16 protein-coding genes are annotated in these 16196 nt (G+C 62.1%); 11 read left to right on the top strand and 5 right to left on the bottom strand.

What is annotated here, in order from left to right; genetic code table 11:
* Nucleotides 1–6 precede the first annotated feature (6 nt).
* From C4J91_RS16010 to C4J91_RS16000, 3 genes are read left to right on the top strand one after another with little or no spacing between them, the layout of a single operon-like run.
* Complete coding sequence (locus C4J91_RS16010) at nucleotides 7–951, top strand: class I SAM-dependent methyltransferase (protein WP_124363234.1); 945 nt, start codon at nucleotides 7–9, stop codon at nucleotides 949–951.
* Nucleotides 952–957: 6 nt separating this feature from the next.
* Nucleotides 958–2097 carry a carboxylate-amine ligase gene (locus C4J91_RS16005; protein ID WP_124363233.1) on the top strand — a complete coding sequence of 380 codons (1140 nt, stop codon included), beginning with the start codon at nucleotides 958–960 and terminating at the stop codon, nucleotides 2095–2097.
* A 60-nt stretch (nucleotides 2098–2157) separates the two neighbouring features.
* A complete protein-coding gene (locus C4J91_RS16000; RefSeq protein WP_124363232.1) occupies nucleotides 2158–3402 on the top strand; it encodes a zinc-dependent alcohol dehydrogenase in 1245 nt (414 codons plus the stop codon).
* A gap of 120 nt (nucleotides 3403–3522) precedes the next feature.
* On the opposite strand, the gene C4J91_RS15995 is transcribed toward C4J91_RS16000, so the two are convergent.
* The gene (locus C4J91_RS15995) at nucleotides 3523–3954 is read right to left on the bottom strand and encodes a hypothetical protein (RefSeq protein ID WP_124363231.1); all 432 of its coding nucleotides are present in this window, start codon (nucleotides 3952–3954) and stop codon (nucleotides 3523–3525) included.
* A 109-nt stretch (nucleotides 3955–4063) separates the two neighbouring features.
* Entirely contained in the window at nucleotides 4064–4852 is a 789-nt protein-coding gene (locus C4J91_RS15990; RefSeq protein ID WP_124363230.1) for a helix-turn-helix domain-containing protein, read from the bottom strand.
* 85 nt (nucleotides 4853–4937) lie between these two features.
* Between C4J91_RS15990 and C4J91_RS15985 the strand changes: the two genes are divergently transcribed.
* The 3 genes from C4J91_RS15985 (at nucleotide 4938) to aqpZ (ending at nucleotide 8262) form a co-directional block, all read left to right on the top strand.
* Entirely contained in the window at nucleotides 4938–5936 is a 999-nt protein-coding gene (locus C4J91_RS15985) for a bile acid:sodium symporter family protein (RefSeq protein WP_124363229.1), read from the top strand.
* 143 nt (nucleotides 5937–6079) lie between these two features.
* Nucleotides 6080–7264 carry a sugar transporter gene (locus C4J91_RS15980; protein WP_124363228.1) on the top strand — a complete coding sequence of 395 codons (1185 nt, stop codon included), beginning with the start codon at nucleotides 6080–6082 and terminating at the stop codon, nucleotides 7262–7264.
* Between the two features lie 293 nt (nucleotides 7265–7557).
* Nucleotides 7558–8262: an aquaporin Z gene (gene aqpZ / locus C4J91_RS15975; protein WP_124363227.1), complete on the top strand. Its 705-nt coding sequence runs from the start codon at nucleotides 7558–7560 to the stop codon at nucleotides 8260–8262.
* A 46-nt stretch (nucleotides 8263–8308) separates the two neighbouring features.
* On the opposite strand, the gene C4J91_RS15970 is transcribed toward aqpZ, so the two are convergent.
* Together C4J91_RS15970 and C4J91_RS15965 are read right to left on the bottom strand one after the other, a co-directional pair.
* Nucleotides 8309–9253: an aliphatic sulfonate ABC transporter substrate-binding protein gene (locus C4J91_RS15970; protein ID WP_124363226.1), complete on the bottom strand. Its 945-nt coding sequence runs from the start codon at nucleotides 9251–9253 to the stop codon at nucleotides 8309–8311.
* 589 nt (nucleotides 9254–9842) lie between these two features.
* Nucleotides 9843–11084, bottom strand: a complete 1242-nt coding sequence (locus C4J91_RS15965; RefSeq protein ID WP_124363225.1) for a methionine gamma-lyase — start codon at nucleotides 11082–11084, stop codon at nucleotides 9843–9845.
* 123 nt (nucleotides 11085–11207) lie between these two features.
* On the opposite strand from C4J91_RS15965, the gene C4J91_RS15960 reads away from it, so the two are divergent.
* Nucleotides 11208–11678, top strand: coding sequence for an Lrp/AsnC family transcriptional regulator (locus C4J91_RS15960; protein ID WP_124363224.1), 471 nt, complete (start codon nucleotides 11208–11210; stop codon nucleotides 11676–11678).
* Between the two features lie 12 nt (nucleotides 11679–11690).
* Here the strand turns inward: C4J91_RS15960 and C4J91_RS15955 are convergent, their stop codons facing one another.
* Complete coding sequence (locus C4J91_RS15955) at nucleotides 11691–13103, bottom strand: PLP-dependent aminotransferase family protein (RefSeq protein ID WP_124363223.1); 1413 nt, start codon at nucleotides 13101–13103, stop codon at nucleotides 11691–11693.
* Between the two features lie 158 nt (nucleotides 13104–13261).
* Between C4J91_RS15955 and C4J91_RS15950 the strand changes: the two genes are divergently transcribed.
* From C4J91_RS15950 to C4J91_RS15935, 4 genes are all read left to right on the top strand, one after another.
* Entirely contained in the window at nucleotides 13262–13444 is a 183-nt protein-coding gene (locus tag C4J91_RS15950; protein WP_124363222.1) for a rubredoxin, read from the top strand.
* A gap of 27 nt (nucleotides 13445–13471) precedes the next feature.
* Entirely contained in the window at nucleotides 13472–14341 is an 870-nt protein-coding gene (locus C4J91_RS15945; protein ID WP_124363221.1) for a sugar phosphate isomerase/epimerase, read from the top strand.
* A gap of 53 nt (nucleotides 14342–14394) precedes the next feature.
* Complete coding sequence (locus C4J91_RS15940; RefSeq protein ID WP_124363220.1) at nucleotides 14395–15027, top strand: LysE family translocator; 633 nt, start codon at nucleotides 14395–14397, stop codon at nucleotides 15025–15027.
* A gap of 81 nt (nucleotides 15028–15108) precedes the next feature.
* The gene (locus C4J91_RS15935) at nucleotides 15109–16167 is read left to right on the top strand and encodes a diguanylate cyclase (RefSeq protein WP_124363219.1); all 1059 of its coding nucleotides are present in this window, start codon (nucleotides 15109–15111) and stop codon (nucleotides 16165–16167) included.
* Nucleotides 16168–16196 lie beyond the last annotated feature (29 nt).

The raw sequence follows: 16196 nt of genomic DNA, 5'->3' as shown, positions 1-16196 counted from the left end.
AACTCCATGTCTGCACAACAACTGGCTGACCGCGCCCTGCTCAACCTCGGCCGAGGCTTGAAGGAAAGCGGTTACCGTTTTATCACGCCGACGCCGCTGACCCACGAGCGCGTGTACCGGCGCCTGGGCACGCCGCTGGCGATGAATATGCGTGACGTATTCGGCTGGTCGATGCCGTTTGACAACGAGCTGTTGCCCGAGGCGTTTCGTGACGAGTTGCAGCAGGCCGAGGTGATCGAAAAACACGACGCCCTATGGCGCAGCACGGTGCGCTGGTCGAGCCTGGATGACCTGCTGTTTGCCCATTCGCCTTTTCCCACCGTCGAGGCGGACGCGGTGTTTTTCGGCCCCGACAGCTATCGATTCGCCCAGGTTATCCAAGCCCATCTGCAGCAGCGTTTCGAACCGCTCAAGCGTGCGGTGGACGTCGGTTGCGGGGCGGGTGTCGGCGCGCTGGTCATCGCCCATGCGCGGCACGACGCCGAGGTGCTGGCGGTGGATATCAATCCCCGTGCGCTGCGCTTGACTGCGGTGAATGCCGAGCTGGCCGGCCTGGCGAATGTCAGTGTGTACCAGAGTGATGTGCTGACCAGCGTCGACGGCGAATTCGACCTGATCGTCGCCAACCCGCCGTATATGAATGACGACCGCCAGCGCGCCTATCGCCACGGCGGTGGCGCGTTGGGCGAACAGCTGTCGGTGCGCATCGTCAGCGAATCGCTCCCACGCCTCGCCATTGGCGGCAGCCTGGTGTTGTATACCGGCGTGGCCATGGTGGCGGGCGGCGATGCGTTTCTGGAGGCGGTCAAGCCGCTGCTGACCAGCGACGCCTATGGCTGGACCTACCGTGAACTGGACCCAGACGTCTTCGGCGAAGAACTCGATAAACCGGGGTATGAACGCGTCGAGCGGATCGCTGTGGTTGCACTTACCGTTACACGCCTGCGCTGAACGCTCATGCTCACCTTCGGTGTCGAAGAGGAGTATTTCATCACTGACCTGCACACGCGCCAGATGCTCGCCGCACCCTCGGCAACCGTAATCGCGGCCTGCCGAGAAGCCATCGGTGAGGGTTTTACCCATGAAATGTTCCAGGGCCAGATAGAGGCCGCCTCACCGGTGTTCCACTCCGGTGAGGAGGCGGCCCACTACCTGGCAACGGTGCGCCGCAACCTGGCGCGGGCCTTGGCTGACTTCGGCCTGGGCGTGGTGTGCGCCGGCAGCCATCCCTTGGCCGACTGGCGTGAGCAACGGCCCACTGAGCACGGGCACTTCCGGCAATTATTCGAGGATGTGCAGTACGTGGCGCGGCGCAGTGTGTTGTGTGGCTTGCACGTGCATGTCGAGGTACCGGCACGGGTCGATCGCATCGCGGTGATGAACGAGGTGTTGCCCTGGTTGCCGTTACTGCTGTTGTTGAGCTGCTCCTCACCCTTCTGGAACGGTGCGCCCACGGGCTTCATGAGCTACCGCCAGGCCGCTTGCGATGAGTGGCCGCGCATGGGTGTGCCGGAGCATTTTGCCGACTGGGACGAGTACCAGCGCTACTTGGCAATGTTGCAGCGCATGGGCGCGATCGAAGCCGATGGCAACGGCTGGTGGGGCATTCGCCCGGCGGCGCGCTATCCCACCCTTGAACTGCGCATGACCGATGCATGCCCGCGGCTGGAAGATGGCCTGGCCCTGGCGACGTTATTTCGGGTGATGGTCAGCCATGCCTGCTCGATGCAGCAGCCCGGTGCGGGCTTCACCCCCGAGATGCGTTGGCTGCTCAAGGAAAACCGCTGGCAAGCCAAGCGCTTTGGCGCAGCCGGTACCTTTGCGCTGGACGCCTCAGGCGCCCTTTGCAGCGCGCACCAGTGGTTGCAACGCGCTTGCCAGAGGTTCGCCGACACGGCCGACGCCCTGGGTGAAGGCCAGCTGTTTGACAGCCTGCACAGGTTGCTGCGGCGCGGTAACAGTGCAACCGAGCAGTTGCATTGGTACGCGCAGGCGCGCAGCGCGGGTGCCAATGCGTCGGGCGGCCTGTGCCGCGTGGTGGATGGGCTCCTGGCCCAGAGCCGCGGCGACCATTTATCGGTTGCCGCAGCAGGTTGAGGGAACGCTGGGCACTGCATGCGCCCTTAACTAATAAGCCCAACCACAGGAGTGCAGAGCATGCGCGCGATGACCTACCAAGGCGCCCACAAAGTCCAGGTCGATACGGTACCTGACCCGATCATTGAACAGCCCGACGACATCATTTTGCGCGTCACCGCCACGGCGATCTGCGGTTCGGATTTGCACCTGTACCGGGGCAAGATCCCGACCGTGGAGCATGGCGATATCTTCGGGCACGAGTTCATGGGCATCGTCGAGGAAACCGGCCCGGCCGTGACGGCGGTGCAACGCGGTGACCGCGTGGTGATCCCCTTCGTGATTGCCTGTGGCGACTGTTTTTTCTGCCAGCTGCAGCAGTACGCTGCCTGCGAAACCACCAACGACGGGCGCGGTGCGATCCTGAATAAAAAGGCGATCCCGCCGGGGGCCGCGCTGTTCGGCTATAGCCGCCTGTATGGCGGCATTCCCGGAGGCCAGGCCGAGCTGGTGCGCGTGCCCAAGGCCAACGCCGGGCCGTTCAAGGTGCCCGGTGTGCTGGCGGATGAAAAGGTGTTGTTCCTGTCCGACATCCTGCCCACCGCCTGGCAGGCGGTGACCAACGCCGGTATCGGCAAAGGCTCGAGCGTGGCGATCTATGGTGCTGGCCCGGTGGGCTTGCTCAGCGCAGCGTGCGCGCAGATGCTCGGCGCCGAACAGATTTTCATGGTCGACGACCATCCCTATCGATTGGCCTACGCGCAAAAAATGTACGGCGTGATCCCGATCAACTTCGAAGAGGACGACGACCCCGCCGACACCATCATCCGCCAGACCGCCGGCATGCGCGGTGTCGATGGCGTGGTGGATGCGGTGGGTTTCGAAGCCAAGGGCAGCACCACCGAAACGATCCTCACCACCTTGAAGATCGAAGGCAGCAGCGGCAAGGCCCTGCGCCAATGCATCGCCGCCGTGCGCCGTGGTGGCGTGGTCAGCGTGGCCGGGGTGTATGCCGGCTTTATCCACGGCTTCATGTTTGGCGACGCGTTCGACAAGGGCCTGACCTTCAAGATGGGCCAGACTCACGTGCAGCGCTTCCTGCCGGAGCTGCTGGAGCATATCGAACTGGGCCACCTGAACCCGGAAGCGATCATCACCCACCGGCTGTCGTTGGAACAGGCGGCGCGCGGCTATGAGCTGTTCGATAAGTGCGAGGAGGAGTGCCGCAAGGTGATTCTGGTGCCGGGGAGCAGCGACCGGCCGCTGACCGAGCCGCTGGAAGAACTGACGCCTGAGATTCGGGTGCAAGGCGTTCCCGGTTTTTAATTTGCTAATACAAAACCAATGTGGGAGGGGGCTTGCTCCCGATAGCGGTGTGTCAGCCAACCAATGCTTAGCTGGCTCACCGCCATCGGGGGCAAGCCCCCTCCCACATTTGAAGTGCGTTCAAGTCAATGCTTGTGGCTGAATGTGCAATTGGTCATCGACATCCTTTACCAACCCGCTGGCCAATAGCAGTGGCGCCACGCGCTTGTGCAGCTGTGGCTCGACGAATTCCTTGACGGTATCGAGCACCAGCACGCCGCTGAGCGGCAACTCCGCCTTGGTGTAGGACAACCAGGCTTTCTTCAGCACCATCACCACATCACTGCCCGCCGTGGAGGCGAAGCGGCGGTGCGTGGGCTTGCCGTCGAAATTGAAGGTGTGCTGGAACGCATAACCGCTCTCATCGCCGCCGCTGGCGCCGCAGCGGATGCAGGTGCACGGGCCGTCGCCGAAAGCGCTGCGCAGGTAGGCGTTGAAGTCCACCACGGGCTTGAGTGACAGGCGCTTATCAACCTCGAACAGGTCCCCGGTCATTTTTTCGTCAGTGTTCAACGTCCATTTCCTCGCAAGTCGGTAGCGGTCTTTCAAAGCGCGGCACAATACCAGCCGAGCGCGTGTTTGGGGATTATTTGAACGTGGCGCTTGGTCAACTGGGCAACGCTCAGCGAAAAAATTCACCGGGCGTGGCCTCGAACTGCTGGCGAAACGCGTTGATAAACGCCGAAGTCGATTCATAACCACAGCCCAACGCCACATCCGTCACCCGTTCACCTTGCTCCAGGCCGGGCAGGGCGCTCAACAGTCGCAGGCGTTGGCGCCACGCGCGAAACGTCAGCCCTGTGTCGCGCAAAAACAAACGGCTGAGGGTCTTTTCGCTCACCCCCAGTTTGCGGCTCCACTCACCCAGGGTGGTCTGCTGCTCTGGATGCAGGTTCAGGCTGCGGTAAATCTGGCGCAGGCGCGGGTCGTGGGGCAAGGGCAGCATCAAATCCACGTGGGGCGCTGCAGCGAGTTGGTCCAACACCACTTGGGCCAGGCGGCCGTCGGGGCCATCCTCGGCATATTCCACGGGCAGTTCGCTGAAGCTGCGGATCAATTCGCGCAACAAATTGCTCACCGCCAGCACCTGGCAGCGCTCTGCTGCCCAGGCGGTCACGCGGCAATCGAGGTAAAGGCTGCGCATTTCCGTATGGGGCGAGCTATAAACGCGATGGGGCATGCCCGCCGGAATCCACACCGCACGCTGCGGTGGCGCAACGAAGCGGCCGGCGCTGGTCTGGATCTCCAGCACCCCGGAAATCGCATACGACAACTGCACCCATGGATGGCTGTGCCGCCGCGTCAGCGCGCGGTTGGGCAAGGATTCGGTGCGCCCATACACCGGTCGTGGCAGGCTGGACAGCCCGGGTACGCTGCGGCGGACGGTTTTTTCGTGTCCTTTAGGCGGCATTTACTGGCTCATTGGCGTTAGTCGGTAACAGGTCGTTACGTTAGAGTCGCCAAGATGCTCTTGGCAACCCCTGGAAGATTTGCTTATGACCCGTCCACGTTTCCTACCCGACAACTTCACCCTGACGCTGATCGCCACGGTGATCCTCGCCTCCTTGCTGCCGGCCAGCGGCCAGACCGCCGTGGCCTTCGGCTGGGTCACCAACTTCGCCATCGCACTGCTGTTTTTCCTGCACGGCGCCAAGCTGTCACGCCAGGCCATCGTCGCCGGGGCCGGGCACTGGCGTCTGCACCTGCTGGTGTTCAGCCTGACCTTCGTGCTGTTTCCGCTGCTCGGCCTGGCGCTCAAGCCACTGCTGTCACGGCTGATCGGCAACGAGCTGTACATGGGCATGCTTTATCTCTGCGCGCTGCCGGCCACGGTGCAATCGGCGATTGCCTTCACCTCCCTGGCGCGCGGCAACATCCCGGCGGCGATCTGCAGCGCGGCGGCCTCGAGCCTGTTCGGGATCTTCTTGACGCCGTTGCTGGTGACCCTGCTGCTTGATGTGCACGGCGATGGCGGCTCCACCGTCGACGCGATCCTGAAGATCAGCGTGCAGTTGTTGCTGCCGTTCGTCGCCGGCCAAATCGCCCGGCGCTGGATCGGCGACTGGGTGGGCCGCAATAAAAACTGGCTCAAATTTGTCGACCAGGGCTCGATCTTGCTGGTGGTGTACGGTGCCTTCAGCGAAGCGGTCAACGAAGGCATCTGGCACCAGATTCCGCTGTGGGAACTGGGCGGGCTGGTGGTGGCGTGCTGCGTGTTGCTGGCCCTGGTGCTGGTGGCCTCCGCGCTGCTGGGCAAGGCGTTCGGCTTTAACCAGGAAGACCGCATCACCATCCTGTTCTGCGGTTCGAAGAAAAGCCTGGCCACCGGCGTGCCCATGGCCCAGGTGCTATTCGCCGGGGCGACCATGGGCGTGCTGATCCTGCCGCTGATGCTGTTTCACCAGATCCAGCTGATGGTGTGCGCGGCGTTGGCCCAGCGCTATGCGAATCGACCGGAAAGCATTCCTGAGTTGATGACGCAGGTGGATCCGTAAGTCAGGCTTGATACGTTGCCCTGAGACTGCGCGCGATTGTCGCAGGATCGGCGCCAACAGCTGCACGAGAAACCTATAGAATGTTCAACGGCCCGCATGCCCTGCGCGGCCGTTTGATCACTGTCAGAGTACCTCGCCCGTCAATGAGCCTTTCAGCCGCAACCCCTCAAGCCAATTGGCAACCGGTCATCGCCCTGGCGCTGGCCGCGTTTGTGTTCAATACCACCGAATTCGTGCCGGTCGGCCTGCTCAGCGCTATCGGCGCCAGCTTCGATATGCCCGTGGCCAGCGTCGGCCTGATGCTCACTATTTACGCGTGGATCGTGTCGCTGACATCGTTGCCGGTGATGCTGCTCACGCGTAACGTCGAACGGCGCAAGTTGCTGATCGTGTTGTTTGGCTTGTTTATCGCCAGTCATATCCTGTCCAGCGTGGCGACCAGCTTCGGCCTGCTGATGGTCAGCCGCATCGGTATCGCCCTGGCCCATGCGTTGTTCTGGTCGATCACCGCCTCCCTGGCGGTACGCCTGGCACCGGTGGGCAAGCAGGTGCAAGCCCTTGGCCTGCTCGCCACCGGCACCTCCCTGGCGATGGTGCTGGGCATTCCCCTTGGCCGCCTGCTCGGCGAAGCCATGGGCTGGCGCACCACCTTCCTGGTGATCGCCGCGTTTGCGGCCGCGCTGGTGTTCTGGCTGGCGCGCACCTTGCCGCCGCTGCCGAGCCAGAACTCCGGCTCGCTGCGCAGCCTGCCGTTGCTGTTCAAACGCCCGGCATTGGTGGCGCTCTACGTGCTGACCGCGATGACCGTCACCGCACAATTCACCGCCTACAGCTACATCGAACCCTTCGTCGAAGGTGTCGCCGGCCTGGGCGGCAGTGCGGTCACCCTGATCCTGCTGGTGTTCGGCGGCGCCGGCATCATCGGCTCGCTGCTGTTCAGCCTGGTGCATCGGTTCAATCCGCACGTGTTCGTGATCAGCTGCGTATTCCTGCTCGCGGCCTGCCTGGCGCTGATGCTGCCGTTGAGCGGCGCCCAATCCTACCTGGTGGTGCTGAGCGTGTTCTGGGGCATGGCGATCATGGGCTTCGGCCTGGCGATGCAGTCCAAGGTACTGGTGCTCGCGCCGGACGCCACGGACGTGGCGATGGCGATGTTTTCCGGCATCTACAACATCGGCATCGGCGGCGGCGCGCTGATGGGCAGTTGGGTCGGCAGCCACTTCGGCTTCGCCTGGATCGGCGCGGCGGGCGGGTTGCTGGCGGCGCTGGGGTTGATAGGGTATTGCCTGGCGATTCGGCGGTTTGGGACGGGTGTGGTGCAGAGCTGAACGGGAAAAATAGAGAGCGGCCTTGGGCTAATGCCAGTCAGTCAAGGCTTTTTGTAGGAGCGAGCTTGCTCGCGAAAAACGTCAACGATAACGCGTGCTTCCTGAATAAACGCGGTGCCTGTGAGTTTTTCGCGAGCAAGCTCGCTCCTACAGACGGTGGTGTACGCTTAACTGACTGGCATTAGGGCAAGCCCCCTCCCACACAAAACCGGACAAGTCCTATAGGGCTCATCAATGTCCATTGCTACCGTCGCGCGGGACCGCCCACCCCCCGTGTGACGGCATGAACGGCAATGGAGTCGAGTGTGCAAAAGCGTTTGATCGCAGAGCTTCTGGGTACTTTCTGGCTGACCTTCGGCGGATGTGGCAGTGCCATCCTGGCGGCGGCGTTTCCAGAGTTGGGTATTGGTTTTGCAGGGGTGTCGCTGGCGTTTGGTCTTACGGTATTGACCATGGCCTATGCAGTGGGCGGTATTTCCGGCGGGCATTTCAACCCGGCGGTGACCATTGGCTTATGGGCGGGGCGTCGAGTGTGTGGTGCTGATGTGTTGCCTTACATCGCGGCGCAGGTGATTGGCGCAATTCTGGCGGCCGCAGCACTGTACTTGATCGCCAACGGCCAGCCCGGTTTCGAACTCGGCGGTTTTGCCGCCAACGGTTATGGCCCGCTGAGTCCCGGCCACTTCGACATGAAGTCCGCTGCATTGGCCGAGCTGATCGCCACGTTCTTTTTTGTGTTGATCATCATGCGCGTCACGGCGCCGGGCGCGGTTGCCGGCTTTGCACCCATCGCCATCGGCCTGGCGCTGACCCTGATTCACCTGGCGCTGATCCCGGTGACCAACACGTCGGTCAACCCCGCGCGAAGCACGGGCCCGGCGTTGTTTGCCGGGGCGCAATACCTGTCACAGCTCTGGTTGTTCTGGCTGGCGCCAATCGCAGGCGGGGTGATGGGTGCGTTGGCGGCGCGTGCGTTGGATGAACGCGATCCGGATTGATGTGCCTGGGGCCACATGCAAGAGGGGCTTGCTCCCTCACACATGGTTACGGCTGCCAAGTCTGCACGGCCTTGGCGTCCACGGCCCTGGGCAACAAGCCTGCCTTGAAGAACGCATCGGCAATGTTCTGCTGTTCACCCAACTGCTCCGGCGTCACCGGTTGCACCTGATAACTGCGGTGCGCATTCGCAGCTTCCACCGTTGCCCCATCCAGATTGCCCCACAACGGGCCGAGCACTTTCGCCGCGTCCTGCGGATGGGTTTTTACCCATTGGCCGGCCTGCTCCAGCTGCGCATACACCACCTTCAGCACCTGGGGGTGGGCCTGGGCGTAGGGCGTGCCCGTCAGGTAATAACGCTTGTAACTGGCCAGCCCGGTACCGTCCGCCAGCGTGCGCGTCGGCAATTGGCGTTGCACGCTGGTCAGGAACGGTTCCCAGGTAACCCAGGCATCCACCTTGTTGTTTTCGAACGCGGCGCGGCCGTCTGCGGGCGAGAGATACGCCGGCTCGATATCCGAGAAGGCCAGGCCGGCCTTGTTCAAGGCGGCGATCAGCAAATAGTGACTGCCGGCAGCCTTGGTCACGGCGACTTTTTTGCCTTTGAGGTCTGCCAGTTGTTGGATCGGCGAGTCCTTGCGCACCACGATGGCCTGGGCGGCAGGCGAGGGTGCTTCCTGGGCGAAGTAGGTGAGCTTGGCCTGGGCCGCCTGGGCGAAGATCGGCACGGTGTCGGCCACATCGGCGCTGATGTCGACGTTGCCGACATTCAGCGCTTCCAGCAAGGGAAGGCCGCTGGGGAACTCATGCCAGCTGACGTCGACGTTATCGGCCTTGAGGGCTTTTTCCAGGGTGCCCTGGGTTTTCAGCAGGGTGATCAGGGTCGAGGATTTTTGATAGCCGATGCGCAGGGTTTCCTGGGCGTCGGCGCTCACGGCAACGGACAAAGCCAGCAATCCTAATACAGCAGCGATGGGGCGGCGAAGGGTCATGAGCGGCTCGATTTTCAACGGAATGAACCGAAGCATAAGGTTCTGAAAACCGCTTGATAAATACTCTTTCGATCTGAGCTTAAGGGCACTTGACGCTTTGTCCGTTGACTGAAGGCGTAACAGTCAAATCGGGCCGTGAGCGATCACCTGTTGAGCAGTAATCGATGCATTCGAACAGGCGACACAGGCCAAATGTGGGAGGGGCTTGCCCCCGATGGCAATGTTCCAACCACTGATGTGGTGAATGGCACACGGCTATCGAAAGTTCTCGCGCGTATTTAATTCCTATACATCAAGTAGTTATTGCTGTCCCTTTGATCTGCTTTGATTTCAAGCTCGCGTTTAGCAACCAAATGATGTGCTTCTGGCTACACAGCCTGGCTCTTGAGGCCGCGTAGCTTTGCAGGCGTGCTGCACCGGGCGCCGAAGGTCATTCAGACTGATACGGCAAAGCTCTCGCAAACGTCCGACTTTACTCTAAGTAACTTTCCCATCCAAAGTTTGGAAATCCTATAACTTGTACTTGTTAAGCCGATGTAGCGAGCAACGGTAGTCGTATTAAGTCGTAAGTATGCTAACAGCCCGACGGTTATTTCCCCGCGTGCGCGGCCAGCAACGTTGGACGCGCAACCGCACGGGCACACTTGCCCAATGCCTGTTGCACATCCGCCAACAGGTCGGCGACGTCCTCAAGCCCCACCGACAAGCGCACCAGGCCTTCGCTGATGCCGTGTTGCGCGCGTTCCTCGGGGGTGTAGGTGGAGTGGGTCATGCTGGCCGGGTGCTGGGCCAGTGATTCGGCGTCGCCCAAGCTGACCGCGCGGGTAAACAGCTTGAGCGCGTTCATGAAGCGCCGCCCGGTGTCGATTCCGCCTTTGAGCTCAAAGGCAATCATGCCGCCGGATTGCTTCATTTGCCGCGCAGCCAGTTCGTATTGTGGGAAGGACGCCAGCCCTGGGTAGGTCACCCACTGCACGGCGGGATGCGCCTGCAAGGCTTCGGCCACGGCCTGGGCGTTGCTGCAATGGCGGTCCATGCGCAGGGCGAGGGTCTTGAGACCGCGCATCAGCAAGGCGGCGTCCTGCGGCGACATCACCGCGCCGGTCAAGTCCTTGAGCCCTTGCAGGCGGATGCGTTTCGCTATCGCATGACTGCTCACCGCAATGCCTGCGGTGATGTCGCCATGCCCGCTGAGGTACTTGGTGGCCGAGTGCACCACCACATCGGCGCCCAGCTCCAGGGGCCGTTGCAGGTAGGGCGTGCAATAGGTGTTATCGACTACCACGGTGACATTCGGTTGTTGGTGGGCGAGCCGGGCCACCGCGGCGATGTCCACCAGGCGCAGGGTGGGATTGGCCGGGGTCTCGCAGTAGATCATGCGGGTTGCGGGGCAGAGTGCCGCTTGCAGGGCGGCCAGGTCGGTGAGGTCGACATGGCGCACCTTGATGCCGAATTCGCCGATGCCGTGCAGCAGGGCGAAGGTGCAGCCGTACAGCGTCTGACTGACGATTACCTCGTCGCCTGGGCGCAGCAGGGTCCAGAACGTTGCAGCAATCGCGCCCATCCCGGAACTGAACGCCACCGCCGCCTCGCCGTTTTCCAGGGCGGCCATACGCGACTCCAGCAGGGCCAGGGTCGGATTCGAAATACGCGTATAGAAGTGACCGGAGGCCTCCCCGGCAAAGCAGGCCGCGCCGTACTCGGCTGTCGGAAAAGCGAAGGTGGCCGACAGGTAGATCGGCGGTACCAGGGCGCCGTGATGGTCCTTGGGGTCGTAACCGTGGTGAATCGCGCGGGTAGAAAAACCGAACGCAGGGTGTTTATTGTTCATGTCAGGCGCTCCTTATTTCCTACAATGCTATGCTCATAACCACAGTTGAACGTTGCAAAAATGCCTCGAAACGCCGTCGTTCATGGATGAAAACCCGATAAAAACAATGAATAGAGGCACGTTATGCCTATCAGTCTGGACCGCACCGATAAAGCCCTGTTAAACGCCTTGCAGAGCAATGCCCGCCTGACCGTGGCCGAACTGGCCGAGCGCGTTGCCCTGACCACGTCGCCGTGCTGGCGACGGGTGCGCAACCTGGAAGAGAGTGGGGTGATCAGCGGTTACCAGGCGATCCTGTCCCCCAAGGCCCTGGGCTATGGGGTGACCGCCTTCGTCAGCATCATGATGGAAAGCCACACCCAGGAAATCGCCCGGGCGTTCGAGCAGCGGCTGTTGGCGATTCCAGAGATTGTGGCCTGCCATAACGTGTCGGGGCGCTATGACTTCCTGCTGGAAGTGGTGGCCAAGGACCTGGAGTCATTTGGCGAATTCGCCAGGGAAGTTCTGCAGACCCTGCCCTGTGTGAAAGAAATTTATTCGAGCTTTTCCTACAAGTCGGTGCGGCCGTTGCGGGTAATGCCGTTGCCGGGGTGACGGCACCGCCACTCAAGCTGCCCGTACCGCCTGCACCAACAACGCCTCGAATACCCGCTGCACCCGCGGCTCATCACTGTGGGCCACATTGAACCGCATCAGGTCGCGATGCGCCGGGTCGTAGCCGAACAGTGTGCCGGGCGCCAGCACCATGCTGCGCTTCAAGGCTTCCTGGGCCAGCAGCTCGCCGTTGACGCCGGTCGGCAGGCGCGCCCAGATAAACATGCCGCCTTCAAACGCCATCGGCAGTTCGCAACCGCAGCGCTTGAGCCACTGCTCGACGCGCCCACCGGCTTCCATCAGACTCTGGACCATGCGCTTGCGGTGCTTGGCATAGCTACCCTCACTGAGCATGCGGTACACGATCTGCTCGAACAGCTCCGAGGTCACGCCGCCGCTCATCAATTTCATATTGGTCAGGTTGGCGGCCAGCTGCGGCGCGGCCACCACGTAACTGACGCGGGCGTTGGCGCTGAGGATCTTGGAGAACCCCGACAGGTAGGTGACCTGATCCAGCCCGGCGACGGCGGCCAGGCGTGGCGGCGGGTTGGGGTGCAGGTCGCCGTAGAGATCATCCTCGACGATATGGCAGTGGTAGTGCTGGGTCAGTTGCAGCAGGCGAAACGCCTGACTGGGGCTGAAGGAATGGCCGGTGGGGTTATGCAAGACGCTGGTGGTCAGGTACAGGCTGGGCCGGTGTTCGGCCAGCAGGTGTTCCAAGGCGGTGAAGTCGAAGCCGTCGGGGCGTCGTTCCAGGGTCACCACCTTGACCCCATGCAGGGCCAGGTTGGCGTGGAAGTTGAAGTAGCACGGCGCGTCCAACAGCACCGTGTCGCCGGGACGCACCAGCAGGCGCATGAGCATGTCCAGGCCTTGCACGGTGTTGGGCGTGGTGATGATCTGTTCCACCGGCACCGACAGGCCCTCGCCGTGCAGTTTCTGTTGCAGCGCCTGGCGCAACGGCAACAGCCCGGCCGGAGTGCCGAGCCCGGCGATGCGCAGCGACGGCGCGCGCACCACGCTGCGCATGGCCTGGCGGATTGCTTCGCCATTCAACCATGCTTCCGGCAAGTGCCCGCCGCCGGGGCGTAGCTCGCCACTGGCGGTGGCCAAGGGGCGGCGCAACACGCTGAGCAGGTCCTGGGGCAGCAGGTCGACCCAGGTCACCGACGCCGGGCGCGCAGTGTCCATCGCCACGAAATAGCCACGGCCCTGGCTGGAGGTGAGCAGGTTGCGCCCGCGCAGGCGGTCCAGGGCCTCATTGAGGGTGAATTTGCTGACACCGAGGATTTCGGTCAACGCCCGCACCGACGGCAACTTGCTGCCGGGCGCCCATTCACCGGCCTCGATGGCCTGGCTGAAGGCCTCCACGATCTGCTGGACCTTGGGTGTGCCTTCCACGAAAGCGATGGCGGATACCAACATGAAGCGTCCTTTTGTTTGCCGGTACTTTTACCGGTGAAGTCAGGCCGGATTAGGCATCACTTTACCTGCCTGGCGCAATGCCATTCCCCTAGACTGCGCGCCATCTCGCCAGGAATTGGCGGAATTTCCTACTCCCGAGCAATGGATTCTGCATTCTCATGAAGACTTATATGTGTGCACCCTGCGGTTTTATGTACGTAGAAGAATTGGGCATTCCGGAGGATGGAATACCCGCCGGCACCCCTTGGGAAGAGGTGCCTGAAGATTGGACATGTCCGGATTGTGGCGTGACCAAGGCCGATTTCATGGCCATCGAACTCGCTGACCCTTCACACGCCTGACCCTCCATCAACGAAAGGAATCGCTCCATGGAAAGCAAACTGATCAACTCTGCCGTGCCGTTCTGTACCGGTGTGGCGCACCAGAAGTACCTGGACGCTGAACAGGGCCTGCAAGCCGCCATCGAAGGGCAGTGCACCCACTGGTATGTCGACGGCAGCCTGTTCGGCGAAATGGTCGATGACTGGACCGAGGCGCGCATCGAAAGCCTGCGCGCGCAAATCGCCGCCAGCGGCGTCAAGCCGGTCTTCCACGGCAACTTCAAGGCGCCGCTGGCCAGTGACGTCGAGGCGTTCCGCGTGGCGGCGGTGGCCTACGTCAAGCAAGAAATCGATATCGCCAGTCGCCTGGGCGCGCCGCTGATCATTCACGGTGGCTGCATCGTCGAACCGAAGATGGTGCTCAAGGCCAAGAAAGTTGCCCTGGAACATTACCTCAAGTCAGTTCAGGAACTGGCCGCTTACGCCGCGACCCAGGGCACGGACATCTACCTGGAAAACCTGTCCAACTACGTCAACTATCGCCCGTTCCACTACATCTTCACCCATGAGGCGGAATACGCTTTTGTGTTCGAGCGCCTTCAAGCCCATGACAACGTGTATTTCTTCCTCGATGCCGGCCACGCCAATATCGAGAACGGCCTGCCGGCGGCGGTGGTGCGCAAGTATCACCACGTGATCAAGGGCATCTCCTTCAGCAACAACAACGGCGTGCAAGACCAGCACTTCGGCATTCACGACGGCAACTGCGACTACGCCGACGTGATGCAGGCCATCGTCGAAACCAACTGGAAGGGCCTGGTGGCATTCGAGACCCGCAACCAGACCGCCAGGGCCGCCTTGGCTGACCTCGCCTTGATGTACCGCGAATCCCTGACGACCGAAATCGCGGTCGCCTGATGTAAACCATGGGCGCACGCGTGCGGCGTGCGCCCCATTCAAGGTCCCTGACCATGACAAGTGCGTTAACGCTGTCTTCGTTTCTCTACTTCCTGTTGTTTTGCGCGACCATGACCTTCAGTCCCGGCCCCATGACCCTGTTGTTATTGAGCCTGGGCCTGAAGGACGGCCTGCGCAGTTCGATCCCGGCGCAGCTCGGCGCCAGTGTGTCGTACCTGATTTCGATCCTGATCTTCGCCGTGGGCTTTTCCGAGCTGATCAAGGGCAACCTTGCGATTACCCAGGCCATCCAGTTTGTCGGCGTTGCCTACATTCTTTACCTGGCGTACAAGCAGTGGACCAGCAGCGGCGTGTCGATCGACAAGGCCGGCGCCGTGGAGGGCTCGCGCAGCCTGTTCGGCAAGGGCTTATTGACCGGCTTTTCCAACCCCAAGACCATCATCATGTTCAGCGCCGTCTTCCCGCAGTTCGCCGGGGCCGGGGAGCACAGCTCGGCGGCGGATATCGCGATCCTCGGCTTGACCTTCCTGTTGCTGCAATTTGCCAGTGGATGCCTGTACTGCTATTTCGGCCAGCGCATCAAACACCTGCTGGAAAACCCCAAGCGGCGCGTGATGTTGCAGCGGATCACGGCAATAATGTTGCTCGGCGTGGCATTGATGCTGGCGCGCGGGTTTTCGCACTGAAGTATCAGCCTGTAAGCAGTAGTGGCGATTTGCCGTCGCCCTGATAGACTCCAGGGACTCACCCAGGATTACCCCCCCATCATGGCAGCCGTCGGAGGAAATGGACTTCCGCTCGCTTCGCGCTTGTACAAATCCCGCCTCCTGGGGCTGGCGCTCGGCTTTGTTTGCGTGGCGTTCGGCATGTATCCGCTGAACCCGTCTCCATGGGTGTGGGCCTGGATGCTGATCAACGCATTTGTCTGGCCGCACCTGGCGTTCCAAGCGTCTTTGCGTGCCGCTCATACCCTGCGCAGTGAGCGCCGCAACCTGCTGTTCGATTCCTTCTGCGGCGGCTTTTGGGTCGGCGCGATGCACTTCAACCCGCTGCCCAGCGTCACCACCTTGTCGATGATGAGCATGAACAACGTCGCCATCGGTGGGCCGCGCTTCTTGCTGGCGGGGTGGGTGGCCCAGGCGCTGGGCATCGCCACGGCGCTGCTGATAGTCGCGCCCGCATTCATCGGCGTCACCACCCAGGCCCAGCTGTATGCCTGCCTGCCGATCCTGACGTTGTATCCCCTGGCCCTGGGCTGGATCTGCTACCGCCAGGCCGTGACCCTGGCGCGGCACAAGCGCGAACTGCTGGCCCTGAGCCGCACCGACAGCCTGTCGGGCCTGCTCAACCACGGCGCCTGGAAGGATCAATTGGAAATCGAGTTCCAACGTTGCCGCCGTGGCCCTTCCGGGGCGGCCATCGCGCTGATCGATATCGACCACTTTAAAATCATCAACGACACCTATGGCCATGTCACCGGGGATATCGTCCTGCGCCAGTTAAGCCGGGTATTGCGCCAGAACCTGCGCGCCACCGACCTTGCCGGACGCTACGGCGGCGATGAGTTCTGCGTGATCCTTCCGGACATGCCGCTCAACCGTGCCACTGAAGTGATGGACGCGTTGCGTGATCGTTTCAACGCCCTGGCCTACGCCCAGGACCCGACCTTGCGCGCGAGCCTGAGTATCGGCCTGGCGCCGTACCAGCCGAGCCACGCCGACGCCACCAGTTGGCTCAACGATGCCGACCAGGCTTTGTACGAAGCCAAAAGCAGCGGGCGCAACCGGGTCAGCTCGCTGCAGGGGGCTTGGTTGCGGTCCGTTTAGTGGGGTAGGGTGTGGCGGCACCCCTCAAC

Origin of the sequence: Pseudomonas sp. R3-52-08 (assembly GCF_003851745.1) — a bacterium.
In the GTDB taxonomy this organism is placed as follows: Bacteria; Pseudomonadota; Gammaproteobacteria; order Pseudomonadales; family Pseudomonadaceae; genus Aquipseudomonas.
This window is presented reverse-complemented; position numbering and strand designations above follow the sequence as displayed.

What these genes read in the sequence shown, in the direction of transcription:
- C4J91_RS16010 (WP_124363234.1), top strand. Translation starts at nt 7, where the DNA reads ATGTCTGCACAACAACTGGCTGACCGCGCCCTGCTCAACCTCGGCCGA.
- C4J91_RS16005 (WP_124363233.1), top strand. Translation starts at nt 958, where the DNA reads ATGCTCACCTTCGGTGTCGAAGAGGAGTATTTCATCACTGACCTGCAC.
- C4J91_RS16000 (WP_124363232.1), top strand. Translation starts at nt 2,158, where the DNA reads ATGCGCGCGATGACCTACCAAGGCGCCCACAAAGTCCAGGTCGATACG.
- C4J91_RS15990 (WP_124363230.1), bottom strand. Translation starts at nt 4,852, where the DNA reads ATGCCGCCTAAAGGACACGAAAAAACCGTCCGCCGCAGCGTACCCGGG.
- C4J91_RS15985 (WP_124363229.1), top strand. Translation starts at nt 4,938, where the DNA reads ATGACCCGTCCACGTTTCCTACCCGACAACTTCACCCTGACGCTGATC.
- C4J91_RS15980 (WP_124363228.1), top strand. Translation starts at nt 6,080, where the DNA reads ATGAGCCTTTCAGCCGCAACCCCTCAAGCCAATTGGCAACCGGTCATC.
- aqpZ (WP_124363227.1), top strand. Translation starts at nt 7,558, where the DNA reads ATGGAGTCGAGTGTGCAAAAGCGTTTGATCGCAGAGCTTCTGGGTACT.
- C4J91_RS15970 (WP_124363226.1), bottom strand. Translation starts at nt 9,253, where the DNA reads ATGACCCTTCGCCGCCCCATCGCTGCTGTATTAGGATTGCTGGCTTTG.
- C4J91_RS15965 (WP_124363225.1), bottom strand. Translation starts at nt 11,084, where the DNA reads ATGAACAATAAACACCCTGCGTTCGGTTTTTCTACCCGCGCGATTCAC.
- C4J91_RS15960 (WP_124363224.1), top strand. Translation starts at nt 11,208, where the DNA reads ATGCCTATCAGTCTGGACCGCACCGATAAAGCCCTGTTAAACGCCTTG.
- C4J91_RS15955 (WP_124363223.1), bottom strand. Translation starts at nt 13,103, where the DNA reads ATGTTGGTATCCGCCATCGCTTTCGTGGAAGGCACACCCAAGGTCCAG.
- C4J91_RS15950 (WP_124363222.1), top strand. Translation starts at nt 13,262, where the DNA reads ATGAAGACTTATATGTGTGCACCCTGCGGTTTTATGTACGTAGAAGAA.
- C4J91_RS15945 (WP_124363221.1), top strand. Translation starts at nt 13,472, where the DNA reads ATGGAAAGCAAACTGATCAACTCTGCCGTGCCGTTCTGTACCGGTGTG.
- C4J91_RS15940 (WP_124363220.1), top strand. Translation starts at nt 14,395, where the DNA reads ATGACAAGTGCGTTAACGCTGTCTTCGTTTCTCTACTTCCTGTTGTTT.
- C4J91_RS15935 (WP_124363219.1), top strand. Translation starts at nt 15,109, where the DNA reads ATGGCAGCCGTCGGAGGAAATGGACTTCCGCTCGCTTCGCGCTTGTAC.